The sequence below is a fragment of the Bradyrhizobium sp. GCM10028915 genome, from assembly GCF_042666195.1.
In the GTDB taxonomy this organism is placed as follows: Bacteria; Pseudomonadota; Alphaproteobacteria; order Rhizobiales; family Xanthobacteraceae; genus Bradyrhizobium; species Bradyrhizobium canariense_D.
This window is the reverse complement of the sequence record NZ_JBHTFN010000003.1, coordinates 266,602-285,820: the sequence shown is the minus strand read 5'-3', so window position 1 is coordinate 285,820 and position 19,219 is coordinate 266,602. Positions and strand designations below refer to the sequence as shown.

Sequence of the window (19,219 nt, the reverse complement as noted above, 5' to 3'; positions counted from 1 at the left end):
GATGGCCCGGTTTGAACGCGCTGCACTGTTGAATCGCTTCCGCGAGATGGCAAGGCGCGGCGAGCCCATCGTCGGCGGCGGCGCCGGCACCGGCCTGTCGGCCAAGTGCGAGGAGGCCGGCGGTGTCGACCTCATCGTCGTCTACAATTCCGGCCGCTACCGCATGGCCGGCCGAGGCTCGCTCGCGGGATTGATGGCTTACGGCGACGCCAACGCCATCGTGCTGGAGATGGCCGGCGAAGTGCTGCCCGTGGTGACCAGGACGCCAGTGCTCGCCGGCGTCAATGGCACGGATCCGTTCCGCGACATGGATCTTTTCCTGGACCAATTGAAAGCGCTCGGATTCGCTGGCGTACAAAACTTTCCGACCGTCGGCCTTATCGACGGCGTGTTCCGCGCCAATCTCGAAGAGACCGGTATGTCCTATGCCCTCGAGATCGACATGATCGCAAAGGCGCGCGAGAAGGACCTGCTGACGACGCCCTACGTCTTTAGCGAGAAGGAAGCTGCCGCGATGGCGATCGCAGGCGCGGATATCATCGTCTGTCATCTGGGCCTGACGACCGGGGGCAGCATCGGCGCGCAGACCGCACTCAAGCTGACCGATTGCCCAGCGCACATCGACACCTGGGCCTCCGCCGCGCTCGGCGTCAATCCGGACATTCTGGTGCTCGCTCATGGCGGACCAATCTCCGATCCGGACGATGCCGATTTCATCATGAGGAACACACGCAACTGCCACGGCTTCTACGGCGCCTCCTCAATGGAACGGCTGCCGGTCGAGCGGGCGCTGACGGATCAGGTTCGCAAATTCAAGGCGATCGGCGCGCGATAACGCCGAAAGGTCGAGGGAGAGAAACATGTCAGGGACTCTGGTCGGTGAATTGATCCTCTGGCTGATCGTCGCCGTCGTGGTGATCGTGGTCGGCGTCTACATCGTGAACTGGCTCTATCACCGCTCGTCCAAGGAGACCTCATTCGTCCGGACCGGCCTGCTCGGCGAGCGCGTTGTGATCAACGGCGGCGCCTTCGTGCTGCCGTTCATCCACGACTACACGCCCGTCAACATGAACGTGCAGCCGATGGGCATCGTGCGCTCCCGCCAGGACGCCGTGATCACCCGTGACCGCATGCGCGTCGACATCGAGGCCGATTTCTATGTCCGCGTGCAGGCGACCCGCGAAGCCGTGTCTATCGCGGCCGCCACACTCGGCCGCCGCACCATGGAGCCCGAACAGCTCCACGCCCTCCTCGCCGGCAAATTCATCTCGGCCATTCGTTCCGTTGCCTCGGAGATGACCCTCGAGCAGATGCACGAGCAGCGCGGTGAGTACGTCGCCCGCCTCAAGGCGAACGCCGCAGAGGCCCTCGCCCAGAACGGGCTCGAGCTGGAATCAGTCGCGATCACCGATCTCGACCAGACCGATCTCGAATTCTTCAACCCCTCGAACCGCTTCGACGCCGAAGGTCTGACCCGCCTGATGGAGGACATCGAGGCCAAGCGCAAACTGCGCAACGACATCGAGCAGGATTCGATGATCAAGATCCGCTCCCGCAACCTGGAGGCCGAGCGGCAGGCTCTCGAGATCGAACGCGAAAGCGAGACGGCGCGCCTCGAACAGGAGCGTGACATCGAGATGCGCCGCGCCCTGCAACGCACCGAGGTCGCACGCGAACGGGCCCTGCGCGAGACCGAAGCTGAGCAGGCGCAGATTTCCGCCCGTGAAACCATCGAGAAGGCGCGAATCGCCAACGACCAGGCGATCGCCGAAGCCCGTATCGCCTCGGAGCGTGAGACCCGCCAGCGGGAGATCGAGCGCACCCGCACCATCGAGGAGAAGGAACTGCTCGCACGGGAGGAAATCGAAAAAGCCCGGATCGCCAACCAGCGCTCGATCGATACCAGCCGCATCGCTTCCGAGCGCGAGGTGCGCCAGCGCGAAATCGAGCGGATGCGGACCGTCGAGGAAGCCGAGATCACCGCCCGCGAAGCGATCGAGAAAGCGCGTATCCAGCAGGACCGCGTCGTGACCGACGCCCGCATCGCTAACGAAGAGGAGACCCGGCGCCGCGAGATCGACCGGACCCGCGCCGTGGACGAAGCCGAGATTGCTGCCCGCGAGACGACCGAAAAGGCCCGCATCGCCCAGACCATGATTGTCAATGTCGAGCGCATCGCATCCGATGAGCGCACCCGTGCGCTGGAGATCCAGCAGGTGCGTAACATCCAGGAAGCCGAGATTGAGGCGCAGCGCGCGGTCGAGGCGGCGCGAATCGACCGGGAGCACAGGCTCGCCGTCGAGCGCATCGCGGTCGAGCAGAATACCCGGCAGTTGGAAATCGAGCGAAATCAGACGCTGGAAGTCGCAGAGGTCGCGGCGCGCGAAGCCACCGAAGCTGCCCGCATCACCCAGCAAGAGCGCGTGCGGTCGCTGGAAATCGCCCGCAACCGCGCCGTCGAGGAAGCCGACATTGCCTCGCGGGAAGCCATCGAAGCCGCCCGGATCGCGCAGGAGAAGTCCGTTGCAGCCGAGCGTATCCAGGCCGAGCGTGACACACGCGCGCTCGAGATCGAGCGCTCAGCCGTGCTCGAGGCGGCCGAGTTGAAGCGCCGCGACGCCATCGAGCGCCAGCGCATCGGCGTCGATCTCGCGCTCGAGGCCGAGCGGATCACGTCCTCCAAGAAGCGCGAAGTCCTCAATATCGAGCACAAGAAGGCGATCGAGATCGCGGATGAGGACCGCGTCATCGCGCTCTCGACCAAGAAGTCCGAGCGCATCGACGCCGACCGCCAGGTCAGGCAGGCCGAGATTGTCGCGCGCAAGGAGGTCGAGACCACCGACGTCTCGCGCGAGCATGCGCTGGAGGCGGCGCGAATCGAGCGCCGCCGTTCGATCGAACAGCTCGAAGTCGCTCGCGTCCAGTCGCTCCAGGAAGCCGAGATTGCCGCGCGGGAAGAGGTTGAGCGCTCCCGCATCGCCTCCGATCGCGGCCTCGACGAGGCCCGCATCGGCCGCGAGCGCGAGTTGCGCAAGCTCGAAATCAATCGCGAGAAGGAGGTCGAGACCGTCTTGATGGAAAAGGCGATTGCTATCCACCTCAAGTCGCTGGAGGAATCCGCGGCCAAGGCCTCGGCTGAGGAAGCGCGGGTGCATGCCACTGAAGCCACCGAGCGCGTCATAACCGCGCGCGAGAGCGAGATCGCGAAGCGTCGCAAGACCGTGGAGATCCTGATCGCCGAGAAGCAGGCCGAGGAGACGCGAATTGCCGCGGAAGCCGAACGGATCCGCGCTGCAGTCGAGGCCGAGGCGCAGCGTATGCTCAACGAGGCCGAGAACGTGCTGACCGACCAGGCGCGCTACTCGCTATTCCGTAGAAAGCTGCTCGACCGCATCGAGGGCATCGTCCGTGAGAGCGTCAAGCCGATGGAGAAGATCGAGGGCATCCGCATCCTGCAAGTCGATGGTCTCAACGGCAACGGCCATGGCGGGAATGGCGGCCGCAGCGCCACCGACGAGGTGATCGACTCGGCGCTGCGCTACCGCGTCCAGGCGCCGCTGATCGATTCGCTTCTGGCGGACATCGGCGTCGAAGGTGGCAGCCTCGCCAAGATGCCAGGCCTGATCCGGGAAGCTCGCGACATGCAGGGCATCAAGGACTCCGCGCGCAAGAGCGGCGGCGGTGGCGAGAAGCCAGCCGCTGCACCCTCGCCTGCAGCCGACGGCGAGCCGCCCGCCGAGCGCAGCCCCCGAAAGAAGAGCTGAGGTCGCACCATGGCCCGCGTCTACGTCTCGACCGTCGTCAAGGCGCGCAACGATCGCGTCTGGGCGCGAGTGCGCGACTTCAACGGTCTGCCGAACTGGCATCCCGCGATTGCGGAAAGCCGCATCGAGGGTGGCGAGCCCTCCGACAAGATCGGCTGCGTCAGGGATTTTCGCCTCCGCAACGGCGATCGCATCCGGGAAAAGCTGCTTGGCCTGTCCGATTACGACATGTTCTGCACCTACTCGATCCTCGAATCCCCGATGGGGGTCGAGGACTACGTCGCGACGCTTCGGCTGACGCCGGTCACGGATGGCGACCAGACCTTCATGGAATGGACCGCTGAGTTCGAATGCGCACCCGAGCGGGAGGCGGAGCTTGTCGCGAATATCGGCGGCGGCGTGTTCCAGGGCGGCTTCGACGCCCTCAAACGCCAGTTCGGAGGCTGAGCGCAGTGCCGCATATCGTCAAGAGCACGATCCTGGATGCGCCGACCGGGTCCGTGTGGGCGGTGCTGCGCGATTTCAACGGGCACGATCGCTGGCATCCGGCGGTCGCGGCCTCCACCATCGAGCGGGCGCAGGCCTCGGACAAGATCGGCTGCGTCAGGCGGTTCAAGCTGCAGGACGGCTCGGAGCTGCGCGAGCAATTGCTGACGCTGTCGGATCTGGAGCAGACCTTCAGCTACTGCCTGCTCGATACGCCGGTCCCGATGTTCAACTACGTAGCCCACGTCCGCCTGCTGCCCGTGACGGACGGCGACCGTACCTTCTGGCACTGGGAATCGCGCTTCTCGACGCGGCCGGAGGACAAGGATCGTATCACCCACATGGTCGCGGAAGATATCTACCAAGCGGGATTCGTAGCGATCCGCCGACACCTCAAGGAGGCTGTGTCAACATGACTGTGACGGTGAAGACCTTCACAAGCTCGAGCGAGGCCGCCGCCGCGCTGTCGTCCGATCGCACCGCTCGCTATCTCGGTGGCGGCACGCTCGTGATGCGCGCTCTGAACGAAGGCGATATCTCGCTCTCGACCATCGTGCGCGCCAATGACCAAGCCTTGACGCGCATCGACCCATCTGGTCCGCGGATCACCTTGGGTGCTGGCGTAACTTTCGCCCGGATTCTGGGCGAGCGTGACCTCGCTTTCCTGCACGCCCCTGCCCGCTCGATTGGCGGCCCGGCGGTGCGCAACATGGGTACGGTGGGCGGCAATCTGTTTGCGCCTAATCCCTATGGCGATTTCACCGTCGCCCTGCTTGCGCTCGATGCCACGGTGGCCCTGCAAGGCGGCTTTGGATCGCGCGACATTCCAATTGAGGAGTTTTTGCAGTCGCGTGAAAGGCAGGCGGGCATGCTCGTGCTGTCGGTGTCCTGCACGCGACCGACAAGCCCGGAGGCTTTCCGCTACCGCAAGATCGCGCGGATCAAGCCCAAAGGCGGCTCGGTCATCACGCTCGCCGCACATCTACCAATCAGTGGCGGACGGATCGCCGGGGCACGAATTGCATTGGGATCGATGGCGCCGACGCAAATACGTGCGCGGGCGGCCGAACGCGCTTTGGAAGGCCGATCGCTCGATGCCGCGACCGTTGCGGCCGCAGCCTCCGCAGCCGCGGAAGGAACATCGCCATCCGACAACGCGCTCGGCAGCGCCTGGTATCGCCGCGAGATCGTCGGCGTACATCTGCGTCGTCTTCTCTTGGGTCAGGAATAGATCGTATGGCCAAGACTGCCCTGCAATTTCGTCACAACGGCAGCGAGGTCGCCATTTTCGTCGATGGCGGCACCAACCTGCTCGTCGCCCTCCGCGAATTGATCGGCGACATAACGCCGAAATTCGGTTGCGGCCAGGGCGGCTGCGGCACGTGCAGCGTTCTGATCGATGGCGAGCTTCATCTCTCCTGTCTGACGCTGGCCGAGACGGTCGCGGGCCGCTCCGTCGAGACGCTGGATAGCCTGAAGCAGGGACCGAACCTCCATCCGCTGCAACGCGCCTTTGCCGAGAATTTTGCTGCCCAGTGCGGATATTGCACGCCGGGCATGCTGATGGCTGCCAAGGCATTGCTCGATCGCAATCCCTCCCCGAGCCGCGCTGAAGTCGTCGAGGCGATCTCCGGCAACATCTGCCGGTGCACCGGCTACGAGCCGATCATCAACGCCATCCTCGCTGCCTCCGGCGGCCGGGTGAGCGCCTGAAGGACCAGATCATGCTGGAACTGCGCAAAGACATTTTCGCCGACGAGCGCGACGACGATCTCAAGGAGATCGGCAAGGGCACACAGCGCCAGGACATGCTCGGCCATGTCACGGGCACATCGAGCTATTTCAACGACCACAAGCTCCAGGGCATGCTGCACCTGAAAGTCGTTCGCTCGACCCATTCGCACGCAAGGATCCGGCGGATCGACACAACCGACGCTGAACGCTCAGCCGGCGTGCGCCGGATCATCCGCGGCTCGGACGTGCCCCGCAACCTCAACACACTTTTGAGCCTGATCAATTTCGGCAAGGACGACGAGCCGTCGCTGGCCGTCGACAAGGTCCGCTACAAGGGTGAGCCGATCCTAGCCATCGTCGCCGACAGCGAGCGCGAGGCTTTTGAGGCCATTGCGAAGGTACGGATCGACTATGAGCCGCTGCCGGCCGTGTTCGACGTGGAAGATGCGCTGAAGGCGGGCGCGCCCGTCGTCAACGATACCTATCCGAAGAATGCCTTCATTTATCACGACAGATACGACCACCAAAAGCTCCGCTTCGGCGATGCCGATGCCGCACTCGCGACTGCCGATCACGTGCTCGAACAACGCTACCAGATGTCACCAATCGAGCACGCGCCGACTGAAACCAACGGGTCGATCGCGGCGCCCGACACCAACGGTCGCTATGTCGTCTATACGTCGACGCAGGCGCTGTTCTTCTCGGTTGACACCTGCGCCAAGATTCTCGACGTCCCCTCCAACACCTTCCATTTCATCGGCGGCACCGTCGGCGGCGGCTTTGGCGGCAAGGTGGACACGCTGACCGAACCTTTATGCATCCTAGGTGCGATGCTAACGGGACGTCCCGTGCGCTACGTGTTCGGACGCGAAGAAGAGATGCAATACGGCCCGCCGCGCGGCGCCGAGCGCATCTACATCAAGGACGGCGTGATGCGCGATGGCCGGGTCGTCGCGAGAAAGATCCGCGCATATTTCGACAGCGGCGCATATACCCGGCTCTCCAGTTATGCAGCCGTGAAATGCGCAGCCCACCTGCCAGGGCCCTACACCATCCCGAACGTCTATGGCGACGTCTACTGCGTCTTCACCAACCGTACGCCGGCGACCGCGATGCGCGGCTTCGGCGTCACCGCAATGGATTTTGCGATTGAGTGCCAGATGGACAAGCTCGCGAATCTCATTGGCATGGATCCGATGGAGTTCCGCATTCTCAATGCCTATCGCGACGGCGACATGAAGGCGCATCGGCGCGAGGCCAAGAACACGGCGCTGATCGAGTGCGTCCAGGTCGCCGCGGAGAAAGCCAAATGGCCGATCCGCGACGAGTTCAAGCGCGCCTCCTCGCGCAAGGACGGTGGCGGCAGCCGCGCCGCCATCCCGCGGACGCCTTCCGACACCTCCGCGAGGACAGCTGCGCCGGCGCAGCAGCGCACGAGCTATGATCGCCTGCCGACGGCCGGGTTACGGGAACCGCCGCGCGAGCCCCCACCACCCGCTCCGCCCCCGCCGCAGCCACCGCGGCCGGCATCGCCCTCGCATGGGGCGGGCCGCTTCTCATCCGTGTTCGGCACCAGGAGACGTTAAGATGACCCGACATCGCGGACGCGGCATCGCGTCGGTCAACTATCCCATCGGCATGAACCTCGGCGGCGATCCCAGCCAAGCCCTGGTTCATTCCAATCCAAGCGGCAAGTTCACCGTGGCGCTATCCTCGATCGACCTCGGCCAGGGCATGAAGTCGGTAACGCGGCAGATTTGCGCAGAGACGCTCGGCGTGCCCGTCGAGGACGTCTATGTCGACACCGCCGATTCCGACACCGGCCCGCACTGCATGGGCTCGTTCGCCTCGCGCGGCACCCATCGCGTCGGCAATGCCGTGATGGCGGCGGCGCGCGAGGCCCGCGGCGTGATGATGGAGGCCGCCGCGGAGGAACTGGAGGTCAACGCCGCCGATCTTGAAACCGACGGGCGTGGCAACATCCACGTCAAGGGCGCGCCGCACCGCTCGATCTCCACCAAGGACGTCGCCATCGCCGCGCAGTTCAAGCAAGGCAAGACCATCGCCGGCCGTGGCATCTTCCTGGTTCCTCTGTCCAATGTCGATCCGGAAACCGGCGAGATGTCGCCGGCGACCTGTTACGCCCATGCCTGTCTCGTCGCCGAGGTCGAGGTTGACGACGAGACCGGCGAGGTCACGATGATCCGCATGGATTCTGCCTATGAGCTCGGCCGTGCGCTCAACCCGCGCCTGGTCGAGCAACAGCTCGTCGGCGGCGCCTGGATGGGCGTCAGTCACGCGCTCTACGAGACGCCAGAACCCTATTATCCCGACCCGGTCCACGGCCCTCGCGACTTCGTCGAATATGTCATGCCCGGTCCTGGCGATATCTGCCCGCACGACATCGCCGTATTGGAACGCCCCGCTCCCGATGGCCCCTTCGGCGCCAAGGGGCCCGGCGAAATGTGCGCGAATCCCGTATTGCCGGCGGTTGCGAACGCCATCTTCAACGCCGTCGGCGTGCGCATCGACGATCTGCCGATTACGCCGGAGAAGGTGCTGCGCGCGATCAAGGAGGGCGGCGCGCGCCCTCAGGCGCGGCGCTGAGGTCTCGATGGCCGTCCGCAGCAACATCGTCGGCATCGACAGCCCAGAGGCACTGGAGAAAGCGCTTCGGGCAGCCTATTACCTTGCCGACGAGGGGCTGGCGACCGCAGCCTATCTCGGGCTGGCACTCGGCAAGCCATTGCTGCTCGAGGGCGCGCCGGGCGTCGGCAAGACCGAGGCCGCCAAAGCCATTGCCGCGGTCCTCGGCCGCCGCCTGATCCGCCTGCAATGCTACGAAGGCATCGACGCATCTGCCGCACTCTACGAATGGAACTATCCGCGCCAGATGCTCGCAATCCGCCAGGCCGGCGATGAGAGCGTCGACATCTACGGCGAAACGTTTTTAATCGAGCGACCGATGCTGGCGACGCTGCGCGCACCTGACTCAACTGTGCTGCTGATCGACGAAATCGACCGCGCCGACCAAGAATTCGAAGCCTTCCTGCTCGAGTTCCTGTCCGACTTCCAGATCTCGATTCCGGAGCGCGGTACGGTTCGCGCCTCTGAGCGCCCGGTTGTCGTCCTGACCTCGAACCGCACGCGGGATCTTCATGAAGCGTTGCGGAGGCGATGCGTCTATCACTGGATCGACTATCCCTCCGCCGAGCGCGAAGCGCGCATCGTGATGATGCGGGCCTCCAGCGTCGCCGAGGGCACCGCGCGGGCCGTCGTCGCCGCCGTCGAGAAGCTGCGACGCGAACCACTCAGCAAGGCGCCCGGGATCGCCGAGGCCGTCGACTGGGCCGAGGCCGCCACGCTGCTGCACAAGGGCGGCGCACGGTGGCCTGATGCCTTCAGGCGCTCGATCGGCGTTGCCTTGAAAGACGAGGAGGATCTGCACTTCATTTCGCCGCGCCTCGATGCCCTGCTGGCGGAGGCCTCTGCATGAGCGCCGAACCCGAATTGCCGCGCGCTGCGCGTGTATTCATCTCGTTCGTCGGCTTGTTGCGAACGAACGGATTTGCCGTCGCACCGGAACAGACGACGTCGTTCCTGGCCGCAATCCAGTTGCTCGGTCCCCGCAGCCTGGAGGACATTCGGCAGGCAGCCCTCGCAACACTAGCCCCTCCACCAGAGCGTCGCGCAACGTTCGACCGGCTGTTCGATCTGCATTTTCGCGGGAACGAGGCAATCGACCGCGTCAATGACGGTGAGGACGACGAGACTGTTCGGCTGCAAGAGGAGGCCCGTGGAAACGACGAGCCGCTGTTGTCGGACGAGGCCAACGAGTCCGGTCTCGCAGCTGCGCGCGCCGGAGCCCTGGTCGAGCGCCGCTTTGCGCAGCTCTCGACCACCGATGCGCTGCGCCGGCTGTCCCGCGAGGCGCCGAGGCGCCTGCCGAAGCGGCGCGGCCATCGCCGCATGCGGGCTCGCAGCGGACCCTACGCGGATTTGCGCCGCACCCTGCGCGACTCCGTTCGCAGCGATGGCGAAATCCTCCGGCTGGGACGTTTGAAGCGGCGGCAACGCCCGCGCAAGGTGTTGCTTCTGATTGACGTCTCCGGCTCGATGAAGACCCGCACCGAAGAGAATATGAAGTTCGCGCACACGCTGGTGCAGGCGGCACCCAACGTCGAGGTCTTCACCTTCGGCACGCGGCTGACCCGCATCACCCGCCCGTTGCGACTCAAACGCCGAGAGCAGGCGCTCAGGGCGGCGGCCCATGCGGTCAGCGACTGGGACGGCGGCACCCGAATCGGCGATGCGCTTCAGGCGTTTCTCGCCGTGCCCCGCTTCGGTGGATACGCGCGGGGCGCTGCCGTGATCATCGTTTCCGACGGCCTGGAACGGGGCGAACCCGATGCGCTGCGCGATGCGGTCGCGAAACTATCGCGCCGTGCGTGGCGCGTGAGCTGGCTGACACCGCTCGCGGCTGGTCCCGACTTTCGCCCGCAGACCGAAGCGCTGGTCGCGATCGAACGCTTCGTCGACGACCTCGTCGATGGTGGCTCGAGCGCGTCGATCGTCGCGCATGTGCTGGCGCTGGGACAAAGGAGAGTTGCGTGACCGACGTCGTCGATGGGCACCATCATATCTGGCGCCAGACCGACCTGCCCTGGCTGGTGGGTCCGATGCAGCCGCGCATCTTCGGTCCGTACGAGCCGATCCGGCGCGATTACCCGATCGAGGAATATCTCGGCGACATCGAGGGCAGCGGCGTTACCCGCTCGGTCTATGTCCAGACCAACTGGGCCAATGACCGCTTCGAGGACGAGGCCGCTTGGGTGCAGCAGACCGCCGAGGAGCACGGCTGGCCGCATGCCATCGTAGCTTACGCCGACTTTTCGGTGGACGACGTGCGTCCACAGCTCGACCGCCTGAAGCGTTATGCCCTCGTACGCGGCGTTCGCATGCAACTGCATTGGCACGAGAACCCGCTTTATCGCTTTGCCGCGCGGCCGGACCTTTGCACCGATCCCGTGATCCAGCGCAATATCGCCCGCCTTGCGGATTATGGCTGGAGCTTTGACCTTCAGGTGTTCACGCCACAGATGCCTGACGCTGCGCGCCTTGCGGAATCCTGCCCTAAGGTGACCTTTATCCTCCAGCACGCCGGCATGCTGGAGGACCTTTCACCGGCAGGCCGCGCCGCGTGGCGCGCCGGGATGGCCCGCCTCGCCGCATGCCCGAACGTCGTGTCGAAACTATCGGGGCTCGGAACCTTCATCCACCGCAACGACCCCGCGCATATCGCATCCGTCCTGACCGATACGATTGCGATCTTCGGCGCCGAACGCTGCCTGTTCGGCTCGAATTTTCCGATCGAGAAATTGTGGACCAGCTATCGCGCGTTGATCGATGCATTCCGTGCCGCCGCGGCGCCGCTACGCGATGATCAGCGCGAAGCCATTTTCAAGACCACCGCTATGCGCGTCTATCGGCTCTGAGCGCCGAGGAAACAACGAGAACGGACACAGGGAGGGACGGAATGCCGCTGGAGATCAAGATTTTGGACTATGGCGATATTGAGCTGGAATCGAGCTTTTTGGTTCTCGGCCGCGATTGCGGCCGCACCCGCCGCGTCCTCACCCTCGGTTTCCTGATCCTCGGCGGCAAGTATCCGGTCGTGGTAGACACCGGTTACCGTTCCAACCAGATCATGGAAACGCTGGGGATGCGCGGCCTGCAGTATCACGAGCACATGATCGAGAACCAGCTTGCGCGGCACGGCGTGCGGATGGGCGATGTGCGTTTCGTCTGCCACACCCATCTGCACATCGACCACGCCGGCAAGGACGATCTGTTTCCGATGAACACGACCGTCGTCCTCAACCGTCGGGAGCTTGAATATTCTGTGTCCGGCCTGATGCATCCGCAATATCCGGCACCGGATATCAAGCATCTGATCGACCGTCTGCACACCAAGAGTGCGCTGCGCTTTCTCGACCTCGAGATCACAGGTCCCATCGAGTTGATGCCGGGTGTCTACTGCGACGCCGCGAATGCGCATACCGAGGGATCGATGAATATCATCGTCGAAACTGCCGACGGCATCGCCACCATCTGCGGCGACGTCATCTATGATTTCAACGACCAGATCGTGACGCCCTTCAACGAGATCCACGACTGGGAGCCGCGCACCACTGGCAACCACGGCACCACCAAGCGGGCCGAGAAGGCCGCCATCAAAAAGCTGCTCAGCAATTCGCGCTATCTGCTGCCGGTCCACGACCGCCCCGCCAAGATCGAAGGCGGCAACGTCGTCGGCCGGCTGCACGACCAGGTGCCTGGGCCGGTCGTGCAGTCTCTGCCCCAGCGCAACTGGTTTCCGGCCTAGACGCCAGAGGATCGACCGATGACCCACGTCACCTTGCGCTCCGAATTCGAGACCCTGATCGATCCCTACGCACCAGTCGCGCAAATCGGCACCGGTTTTGACTTTACGGAAGGACCGATCTGGCATCCGGTGGATCATTATCTGCTGTTCTCAGACATGCCGGGCGACGTGCGCCGGCGCTGGGATGCGCGGCGCGGCGTCGCCGAGGTCAAGCGTCCCTCGAACAAATGCAACGGCATGACCTATGACGCCGAGCTCAATTTGATCGTTTGCGAGCACGCGACATCGTCGTTGATCCGCGAGCGGCCGGACGGACGGCGCGAGGTGCTGGCCTCGCACTTTGGGGGACAGGAGCTCAACAGCCCCAACGACGTCTGCGTGCACTCCTCCGGCGCGATCTATTTCTCGGACCCCTGGTATGGCCGCATGCCGGTCTATGGCGTCGAGCGGCCGAGGCAGCTCGGTTTCCAAGGCGTCTATCGCGTCGTGCCCGGCGCCGACCCGAAGCTCGTCGTGGACCGCAATCTGTTCGACCAGCCGAACGGGCTGTGCTTCTCGCCCGACGAGAAACTGCTCTATGTCAACGACACCGTGCAGGCACTCATCCGTGTATTCGACGTCAACGGCGACGGCTCGCTGTCGAGTGCGCGTGTGTTCGCGAGCGGTATCCGCTCCGAGCTCGAGCCCGGCTTGCCCGACGGCATGAAGTGCGACCAGCACGGCAACGTCTGGGTTACGGCACCCGGCGGGGTCTGGGTCTATTCGCCGCGGAGCGAGCTGCTCGGCAAGCTCCGCTTGCCCGAACTCGTCGCCAACCTTACCTGGGGCGGGCCGGATTTCCGCACGCTGTATCTGACTTCGACGCACTCGGTCTATGCCATTCCCACCAGGGTCGGACCGCGCCACGAGCCCTATATGAGCGGCAAGCGAGGCAGCGGCACGGCGGCCGCGGGCTCTGCTTCCGCTGCCCCCATCCTTGCCGACGGCGAAATGCAGCTCGACCCGCGACGCTGCGCCATGATCATCCAGGATCTCCAGAACGACGTCATCATGGACGGCGGCGCCTTTGCCGATTCCGGCGCGCCAGGTCACGCGAAGCAGCAGCGCGTCGTCGAGAATGTCCGCCGCCTGGCCGAAACGGCACGGGTGCGCGGCGTCGCCATCATTCATGTCTGGTTCGTCGTCGAGCCCGGCGCGCCCGGCGTGACGCTGAATGCGCCGCTGTTCGAGGGTCTCGTCGACAGCAAGGCGATGGTGCGCGGAAGCTGGGGGGCGGCACCGGTGTCAGGTCTCGAACCACGGCCCGGCGATTTCGTGGTCGAGAAGGTACGAATGAGCGCCTGGGAAGGCACGAGGCTCGAAACGATCCTGAAAGCCACCGGCCGCGACATGATCATCAACACCGGCGCCTGGACCAACATGTCGGTCGAGCACACGGCGCGGACCGGTGCCGACAAGGGCTACTTCATGATCGTTCCCGAGGATTGCTGCTCGACCATGAACGCCGATTGGCACGCCGCGTCGATCGATTTCGCCATGCAGAACGTCGCCGTCGTGACCAAGGCCGATGCGGTCATCAAAGCGCTGGGATGAGCGGTGGCGAAGCTCCTGCACCTGTCTTGCTCGCCCCGCGGCGACTCCTGGTCAGGCGCCGGCGCACGCGTTTTCCTCGACGGCTTTCGCCGAGCTCGGCCCGACTGGGACGTGGACGTTATGGATCTCTGGCGCGAGCGCTTGCCGGAATTTTCAGGCCCCATTGTCGAAGCCAAATATGCACGGATGAAGGCGCAGGCCTTCAACGACTCGCAGCGGGACAGCTTCGCGGAAGCCGAGCGGATGGCGGTGCGCTTAGCGCTCGCCGAGCGGGTGCTGATTTCGACGCCGATGTGGAACTTCGGCATTCCCTATAAGCTCAAGCAATGGTTCGACATCATCGTCCAGCCCGGGCTCACCTTTCGGTTCGATCCGTCGCTGGGGTATATCCCGTTGCTGAAGGACCGGCCGACCATCGTCATCATTGCCAGTGGCAGCGATTTCGCCACCGGAATGAATCGCGGGCGCATCGACATGGCAGCGCCTTACCTGCGCGAAATTTTGCGTTTTGTCGGTATCAACAATGTCCGTTTCATTCCGATCGGACCAACCACCGGACCGCAACAGCCCATTGAGGTGGCTCGCGAACGAGCCCATCGACGCCTGGCCGCAATGGCCGAGAGCTTCTGATGCGCCCCGCAGGTCAGTCGAGGCTACGGCAGATTGTCCCGCAGAAAAATGTCGATGCGGATGCGCTCCTGGTCGGGGCTGATCGGCTCACCCGAACAATGCGCGAGCAGGACTCGCGCCGCAGACCGTGCCTCGTGGCCGGGATCCTGGTTGATGATGGCATCGAGCGTGCCGCGGACCAGGAAACGCCGCGTGTATTGGGTCAGCTCATGGGCAATCCAGACCACCTCGCGCGCCCGTCCCGAGGCCTCGAGCGCGTCGGCGATGCCACGGTTCCCGGCGCCGCAGCAGTATATGCCGCGCAGATCGGGCTGGCGCGCGAGCAGTGCCGCAGTGAGCTCCCGGGTGCGCTCGCTGTCGTCGCGGCCCTCGATCACGGGCAGCGCGTGCAGGTTCGGATACTCGCTGGACAGGATCTGGTGGAAGCCGAACTGCCGCTCGGTGTGATCGCGCAGCGACAACGATCCCGCGATGACGGCCACCGTCCCCTTGCGACCAGTGAGGAACCGTCCCATCAGCGTTGCAGCGGTGCGGCCTGCCGCCGGGTTGTCGATGCCGACATAGTGCAGCCGGCGCGAGCTCGGCGCGTCCGACACGAGGGTCACCACAGCGACCCCGCGCGCAGTGAGTTCGTCGATCGCGGCGCGCACCCTGGGATGGTCGAGCGCGATCACGGCGACGCCCTGATAGGCAGGCGAGAGATTTTCCAGCGCGGCGGCGAGTACGTCCGGATCGAACACGTCGACACGCAGGATATCAATGAAGCCGCGCTGGCCGGCGAGCCAGTCTGCGGTGCGCTGGACCTGCTCGGTCAGGTTGGTCATGAAGCTGTTGCTGCCCGTCGGCAGCACAAAGGCAAAGCGGAACGTCTGCCCGCGGGCAAGCCGCGCGGCCGCGACGTCGGCTCGATAGCCGAGTTTTGCCACCGCGGCCTCGACCCGCGCGACGGTCTTGGCGCGCACGCCCTCGCGCCGGTTGACGACGCGGTCGACCGTGGCGAGCGAAACACCCGCCGTGCGCGCAACGTCCTCAAGCGTGGCACGAATCACCGGCTGGCTCGCACCAGCATTCATTCGCGCGCCGCCCACAGCATGCCGCGGGTCATCAACGTTCGGATTTCCGGTACGTCGAGTTCGTAAGCGCGGTGGCCGAGCGAGGAATAGAACACCCTGCCCGCGCCGTATCGCTTCTTCCAGACCACGGGCATTACCACGCCCTCGATCCAGGGCGCGTGCTCGCCGGTGAAGGTCGTCGTCGCCAACACCTCGTTGGCGGGGTCGACATGCATGTAGTACTGCTCGGAACGATGCTCGAAACTCTTCAGGCCCTTCATGATGGGATCATCCGGCTTCGTCAAGTCGACCTTGTAGTCGATGATGTTGCCGGGATGCGCAACCCACTGCCCGCCGCACAGGAACTGGTAGTCGACGGAATCGCGGAATGCGTCGCCCATGCCGCCATGATGGCCGGCGAGCCCGACGCCGCTCCGGACCGCAGCGCAGAGATTGAGCGCTTCCGCCTTCTCGATTGTCGACATGGTGTAGATCGGGATGATCAGCGACAGGTCGTGAATCGCGGGATCGGCGAACGCGGCGGTGGTGGTTTCGATCCGCACCTCGAAGCCTTCAGCCTTCAGCCAACCACGGATCATCGAAGCACAGAGATCGGGATCGTGCCCGGGCCAACCGCCCCATACAATCATTGCCTTGCGCATGTTTCTGTCCTCAGTCGATCTGTCCGGTTTCACGCCCGGCCGGCAGCATCGCCGGCCGCTCGACGCGGCTCTCGATCTTGACGCGCCGGCCTTCCTCGGCAGAGATCTGGAACGCCTCCATCACCTCCAGCACGTGGAAAGCGAGCGCGCCGCTCGCACGATGCGGCCGGTTGTTCAGTATCGCGGAGGCCATATCGGCGGCGCCAATGGAACGGAACTCGCCATCGACATGACCGTGGGTCAGCGACACCGGTTCCCAGTCGCCGCCGGTCTTGGCGACCTGCACCTCGCCACCGAAGCGGTTCGGATCGGGCACGAGCATGCTGCCCTTGTCGCCATAGATCTCGATCGGCGCGTGCCGGTGCTTCGGCACATCAAAGCTCATCGCGATCGAGACGACCGCCCCGCCCTCGAATTCGAGCGTGCCGGCGACATGGGTCGAAACTTCGACCGGGATCAGCGTTCCGTTCATCGGCTGGCTGGTGACCAGCCGCTCGGATTTCGGACGCGCGGTCGAGCCCATCACGCTCGCCACCGGGCCGAGCAGCTGCACGAGATCGGTGATGTAGTACGGGCCCATGTCAAGCATAGGGCCGCCGCCGCGCAAATAATAGAAACCCGGCGCCGGATGCCAGCGCTCATGGCCGGGGCAGCCGAAGAACGCGCTGCCGGCCACGGGCGTGCCGATCGCGTCATCGTCGATCAGCTTGCGCGCGGTCTGGTGCCCACCGCCCAGGAACGTATCGGGCGCGCAACCGACGCGAAGATTCTTCTGCGCGGCGAGCTCCATCACCTTGCGCGCTTCCGTGACGTTAATGCCGAGCGGCTTCTCGGAATGAACGTGCTTGCCGGCGTTCAGCACCGCCAGGCTGACGTCGGTGTGGGCGAGTGGCACAGTGAGATTGATGACGATCTCAACGTCGTCTCGCTTGAGCAGCTGATCAACCCGCATCGCCGGCAACCCGAAGGCGGCGCCCTGCCGCTCTGCCGCATCGCTGCGCATATCGGCGAGCGCCTTGATTTCCATGACCGCGAAGCGCTGGGCCGCCTTCAGATAAGCGGTGCTGATATTGCCGCAGCCGATGATGCCGATGCCGACTTTTCTCATTGTGATCTCCGTGAGGTACCGTTCATCCCTTGACCGCGCCGGCGGTGAGGCCTGCGACGATGTGCTTCTGCGCCAGGAGGAAGAGAATGATCGTCGGCAGGATGGTCAACGTGATGAAGGCCAGGATCAGATGCCACTCGGACGAATACTCGCCCTGATAAATCATGATACCGAGCGGCCAGGGATAGAGCGCGTCGGTGTTGAGCATCACCAGCGGCAGCAGATAGGCGTTCCAGCTGTTGACGAAGGTGATGGTACCGACGGTCGCCAGGATCGGCCGCGATAACGGCAACGTCACATAGCGGAAGAATTTGATATAGCTGCACCCGTCGACCAGCGCGGCCTCCAGCAATTCGTACGGGATGTCCTTGAAGAAGCGCCGCAGCAGCAACACGCTCATCGCAAGACTGAAGGCCGTCTGCGGCAGGGCAACGCCAAAATATGTATCGAGCAGCCCGAGATCGCGGACCTTGATGAAGAGCGGCAGCACCGCCGTCGCGGCCGGAAACAGCAGGCCCAGCGTCAGGTAGCTCAGCAGCATCGAGCTGCCATAGAACCTGATATGGGCGAAGGTGAACGCCGCCATCGAGGCGACGATCAGGGTCAGGGCCACCGTGAGGGTCGAGATGATCAGCGAGTTGCGCAAGAGCTGCCAGTAGCGTGCCGAGAACAGGATGTCGGCATAGTTCTGCCACTCCCAGTGGCGTGGCAGGCCGAACGGATTGACGCGCAGTTCGCCGAGCGATTTGAAGCCACCGAACAAGGTCGCGAGCAGCGGCACCACTACGATGATGGCAACGACGGCGAGGAACACCAGCTTGAACAATACTGAGGGATCGAACGGCGCGCGGATGGTCCTGGCGTTACTCATCGCGCATGAACCATCGCTTGTACGTGAAGGCAAAGGTCACGCAGATCGCAAACAGGATGACGCCGATGGCACTGCCGTAGCCGACCCGCATGCGTGAGATGCCATTGTTGTAAAGAAAGCTCACCATCGTGTTCGAGGAGTCCGCTGGCCCCCCGCGCGTCAGCGGCATGACGAGGTCGAACAGCTGCAGCGAGCCGACGATGGCGAAGAACACGGAGAGCCTTATCGTCGGATAGAGCAAGGGGATGACCACATGTCGCAAGGCTTGCGATCGGGTCGCGCCGTCGATACGCGCCGCCTCGACCAGGCTCTTGTCGAGGCCCTGGAGCGCTGCGATGAATAGCATCATGTGGAAGCCAAAGTACTTCCAGACGACCACGCTCAGCACCGCCAGCATGGCCGTATCCGTCGATGCAAGCAGATGCGGCGGCTCGGCGCCGAAGCTGCGCCAGATCGAGGCCACAAGGCCGTAGTCGCCATCATAGACGAAGCTGAAGATCAGCCCGGTCGCGATCTCCGCCAGGATATAGGGCATGAAGAACAGCATGCGCAGCGCCACCGCCCCTCGAAAGCGTTCGGCGAGCGTCAAGGCAAGGGTGAGCGCAAGCGGCAGCTGGATGGCGAGCGAAACAGCGATGATCAGGCCGTTGTTGCGCAGAGCGAGCCAGAAGGCGCGGGTCTCCAGCACAAAGCGGTAATTGTCCAGGCCAATCCAGTTGGTCGGCCTGCCGAACCCGTTCCAATTGAAGCCCGAATACCAGGCTGCTTCGCCGATCGGCAGCACAACGAACAACGTGAACAACAGCAGCGCCGGCGGCAGGAACAGGATGAGCACCGTCAGCCTGCCGTCCCAACTCGGGCCACGGACCGTGACCTGCGGGATCATCTCGCCAGCAGCGCCGATCGCCGACACGCTCGCGGTCCGCCGCGTCAC

Annotated in this window: 19 protein-coding genes; 14 read left to right on the top strand and 5 right to left on the bottom strand. The window is 64.4% G+C overall.

All coding sequences use genetic code 11. From position 1 onward, the window contains the following. Nucleotide 1 precedes the first annotated feature (1 nt). From ACFQX9_RS03070 to ACFQX9_RS03005, 14 genes are read left to right on the top strand one after another with little or no spacing between them, the layout of a single operon-like run. Nucleotides 2–835 carry a phosphoenolpyruvate hydrolase family protein gene (locus ACFQX9_RS03070; RefSeq protein WP_018458736.1) on the top strand — a complete coding sequence of 278 codons (834 nt, stop codon included), beginning with the start codon at nucleotides 2–4 and terminating at the stop codon, nucleotides 833–835. A gap of 25 nt (nucleotides 836–860) precedes the next feature. Further along, entirely contained in the window at nucleotides 861–3,764 is a 2,904-nt protein-coding gene (locus ACFQX9_RS03065; RefSeq protein ID WP_026233647.1) for a flotillin family protein, read from the top strand. 9 nt (nucleotides 3,765–3,773) lie between these two features. Next, a complete protein-coding gene (locus ACFQX9_RS03060) occupies nucleotides 3,774–4,211 on the top strand; it encodes an SRPBCC family protein (protein ID WP_018458734.1) in 438 nt (145 codons plus the stop codon). Between the two features lie 5 nt (nucleotides 4,212–4,216). Continuing rightward, the gene (locus ACFQX9_RS03055) at nucleotides 4,217–4,666 is read left to right on the top strand and encodes an SRPBCC family protein (protein WP_018458733.1); all 450 of its coding nucleotides are present in this window, start codon (nucleotides 4,217–4,219) and stop codon (nucleotides 4,664–4,666) included. After that, nucleotides 4,663–5,481 (top strand): xanthine dehydrogenase family protein subunit M, encoded by an 819-nt coding sequence (locus ACFQX9_RS03050; protein ID WP_085350839.1) that lies wholly within the window; start codon nucleotides 4,663–4,665, stop codon nucleotides 5,479–5,481. The genes ACFQX9_RS03055 and ACFQX9_RS03050 overlap by 4 nt, the downstream gene beginning before the upstream one ends. A gap of 5 nt (nucleotides 5,482–5,486) precedes the next feature. Then, entirely contained in the window at nucleotides 5,487–5,963 is a 477-nt protein-coding gene (locus ACFQX9_RS03045; RefSeq protein WP_085350838.1) for a (2Fe-2S)-binding protein, read from the top strand. Nucleotides 5,964–5,974: 11 nt separating this feature from the next. Beyond that, entirely contained in the window at nucleotides 5,975–7,570 is a 1,596-nt protein-coding gene (locus tag ACFQX9_RS03040; RefSeq protein ID WP_247412971.1) for a xanthine dehydrogenase family protein molybdopterin-binding subunit, read from the top strand. Between the two features lies 1 nt (nucleotide 7,571). Further along, nucleotides 7,572–8,591, top strand: coding sequence for a xanthine dehydrogenase family protein molybdopterin-binding subunit (locus ACFQX9_RS03035; protein ID WP_247338708.1), 1,020 nt, complete (start codon nucleotides 7,572–7,574; stop codon nucleotides 8,589–8,591). A 7-nt stretch (nucleotides 8,592–8,598) separates the two neighbouring features. Continuing rightward, a complete protein-coding gene (locus tag ACFQX9_RS03030; protein ID WP_018458729.1) occupies nucleotides 8,599–9,480 on the top strand; it encodes a MoxR family ATPase in 882 nt (293 codons plus the stop codon). Further along, nucleotides 9,477–10,598 carry a VWA domain-containing protein gene (locus ACFQX9_RS03025; protein ID WP_377786503.1) on the top strand — a complete coding sequence of 374 codons (1,122 nt, stop codon included), beginning with the start codon at nucleotides 9,477–9,479 and terminating at the stop codon, nucleotides 10,596–10,598. Before ACFQX9_RS03030 ends, ACFQX9_RS03025 begins: the two co-directional genes overlap by 4 nt. Then, entirely contained in the window at nucleotides 10,595–11,479 is an 885-nt protein-coding gene (locus ACFQX9_RS03020; RefSeq protein WP_085394194.1) for an amidohydrolase, read from the top strand. The genes ACFQX9_RS03025 and ACFQX9_RS03020 overlap by 4 nt, the downstream gene beginning before the upstream one ends. 41 nt (nucleotides 11,480–11,520) lie before the next feature. Next, nucleotides 11,521–12,369: an MBL fold metallo-hydrolase gene (locus ACFQX9_RS03015; RefSeq protein WP_007593031.1), complete on the top strand. Its 849-nt coding sequence runs from the start codon at nucleotides 11,521–11,523 to the stop codon at nucleotides 12,367–12,369. Between the two features lie 18 nt (nucleotides 12,370–12,387). Beyond that, a complete protein-coding gene (locus tag ACFQX9_RS03010; protein ID WP_085352427.1) occupies nucleotides 12,388–13,962 on the top strand; it encodes an isochorismatase family protein in 1,575 nt (524 codons plus the stop codon). 3 nt (nucleotides 13,963–13,965) lie between these two features. Continuing rightward, entirely contained in the window at nucleotides 13,966–14,592 is a 627-nt protein-coding gene (locus tag ACFQX9_RS03005; protein WP_085352426.1) for an FMN-dependent NADH-azoreductase, read from the top strand. Between the two features lie 23 nt (nucleotides 14,593–14,615). On the opposite strand, the gene ACFQX9_RS03000 is transcribed toward ACFQX9_RS03005, so the two are convergent. From ACFQX9_RS03000 to ACFQX9_RS02980, 5 genes are read right to left on the bottom strand one after another with little or no spacing between them, the layout of a single operon-like run. Continuing rightward, nucleotides 14,616–15,665, bottom strand: coding sequence for a LacI family DNA-binding transcriptional regulator (locus tag ACFQX9_RS03000; protein WP_085352453.1), 1,050 nt, complete (start codon nucleotides 15,663–15,665; stop codon nucleotides 14,616–14,618). Continuing rightward, the gene (locus tag ACFQX9_RS02995; protein WP_085352425.1) at nucleotides 15,662–16,306 is read right to left on the bottom strand and encodes a ThuA domain-containing protein; all 645 of its coding nucleotides are present in this window, start codon (nucleotides 16,304–16,306) and stop codon (nucleotides 15,662–15,664) included. Before ACFQX9_RS02995 ends, ACFQX9_RS03000 begins: the two co-directional genes overlap by 4 nt. Nucleotides 16,307–16,316: 10 nt before the next feature. Continuing rightward, nucleotides 16,317–17,414: a Gfo/Idh/MocA family protein gene (locus tag ACFQX9_RS02990; RefSeq protein ID WP_247370706.1), complete on the bottom strand. Its 1,098-nt coding sequence runs from the start codon at nucleotides 17,412–17,414 to the stop codon at nucleotides 16,317–16,319. Nucleotides 17,415–17,436: 22 nt separating this feature from the next. After that, entirely contained in the window at nucleotides 17,437–18,285 is an 849-nt protein-coding gene (locus tag ACFQX9_RS02985; protein WP_085352423.1) for a carbohydrate ABC transporter permease, read from the bottom strand. Next, nucleotides 18,278–19,219, bottom strand: coding sequence for a carbohydrate ABC transporter permease (locus ACFQX9_RS02980; protein ID WP_377786578.1), 942 nt, complete (start codon nucleotides 19,217–19,219; stop codon nucleotides 18,278–18,280). The genes ACFQX9_RS02985 and ACFQX9_RS02980 overlap by 8 nt, the downstream gene beginning before the upstream one ends.

Bases quoted from the DNA above. Each gene is read 5' to 3' on its own strand.
- ACFQX9_RS03030 (WP_018458729.1), top strand. From the start codon at position 8,599: ATGGCCGTCCGCAGCAACATCGTCGGCATCGACAGCCCAGAGGCACTG.
- ACFQX9_RS03035 (WP_247338708.1), top strand. From the start codon at position 7,572: ATGACCCGACATCGCGGACGCGGCATCGCGTCGGTCAACTATCCCATC.
- ACFQX9_RS03025 (WP_377786503.1), top strand. From the start codon at position 9,477: ATGAGCGCCGAACCCGAATTGCCGCGCGCTGCGCGTGTATTCATCTCG.
- ACFQX9_RS03045 (WP_085350838.1), top strand. From the start codon at position 5,487: ATGGCCAAGACTGCCCTGCAATTTCGTCACAACGGCAGCGAGGTCGCC.
- ACFQX9_RS03060 (WP_018458734.1), top strand. From the start codon at position 3,774: ATGGCCCGCGTCTACGTCTCGACCGTCGTCAAGGCGCGCAACGATCGC.
- ACFQX9_RS03040 (WP_247412971.1), top strand. From the start codon at position 5,975: ATGCTGGAACTGCGCAAAGACATTTTCGCCGACGAGCGCGACGACGAT.
- ACFQX9_RS02985 (WP_085352423.1), bottom strand. From the start codon at position 18,285: ATGAGTAACGCCAGGACCATCCGCGCGCCGTTCGATCCCTCAGTATTG.
- ACFQX9_RS03010 (WP_085352427.1), top strand. From the start codon at position 12,388: ATGACCCACGTCACCTTGCGCTCCGAATTCGAGACCCTGATCGATCCC.
- ACFQX9_RS02990 (WP_247370706.1), bottom strand. From the start codon at position 17,414: ATGAGAAAAGTCGGCATCGGCATCATCGGCTGCGGCAATATCAGCACC.
- ACFQX9_RS03000 (WP_085352453.1), bottom strand. From the start codon at position 15,665: ATGAATGCTGGTGCGAGCCAGCCGGTGATTCGTGCCACGCTTGAGGAC.
- ACFQX9_RS02995 (WP_085352425.1), bottom strand. From the start codon at position 16,306: ATGCGCAAGGCAATGATTGTATGGGGCGGTTGGCCCGGGCACGATCCC.
- ACFQX9_RS03065 (WP_026233647.1), top strand. From the start codon at position 861: ATGTCAGGGACTCTGGTCGGTGAATTGATCCTCTGGCTGATCGTCGCC.
- ACFQX9_RS03050 (WP_085350839.1), top strand. From the start codon at position 4,663: ATGACTGTGACGGTGAAGACCTTCACAAGCTCGAGCGAGGCCGCCGCC.
- ACFQX9_RS03070 (WP_018458736.1), top strand. From the start codon at position 2: ATGGCCCGGTTTGAACGCGCTGCACTGTTGAATCGCTTCCGCGAGATG.
- ACFQX9_RS03015 (WP_007593031.1), top strand. From the start codon at position 11,521: ATGCCGCTGGAGATCAAGATTTTGGACTATGGCGATATTGAGCTGGAA.